The 529-nt window shown below is 50.9% G+C and carries 1 pseudogene; it reads left to right on the plus strand.

Features of this window, described 5'->3' with window-relative positions:
- Positions 1-85: 85 nt before the first annotated feature.
- Positions 86-529: pseudogene (locus tag J5224_RS34940) on the plus strand (two-component system sensor histidine kinase PhoQ); the annotation flags it as partial.

Below are 529 nucleotides of genomic sequence, written 5' to 3' on the forward strand. Positions count from 1 at the left end.
AATTGCAACTGGTGTATGATGCCGACGTCATCACTACCGTACGAGGCCAAGGCTATCGTTTCGATTTGGTCGCCTCATCATAGCTATGCGTGTAAAAAGACTGCCATTCTCCTTACGTGTTCGTTTTCTGCTTGCTGCTGTCGCTATAGTGCTGGCCCTGTCGTTGTCTTATGGGGCCGTCGCTATTATTGGCTACAGCGTCAGTTTCGATAAAACGTCATTCCGTCTGTTGCGCGGTGAAAGCAACCTGTTTTACCGTTTGGCGCAGTGGAAAGACCATCAGCTTAGCGTCACCATGCTGTCTGACATGGATATCAGCTACCCCACGCTGGTGCTGATTTACAACCAGGACGGCAAAATTCTCTGGCGTGAACGCGAAGTCCCGGAACTGGAAGCGCTGATCAAACCCGAATGGCTGACAAAGACCGATTATCACGAACTTGATACTAATACCCAGACCACCAGCGCGGTACTCAAGGGCGATGCTCAGGTTCTCAGCAAACTGACCCGCTTTAGCAGCAAGTCGGAA

This window comes from Candidatus Symbiopectobacterium sp. NZEC135, from assembly GCF_025962695.1.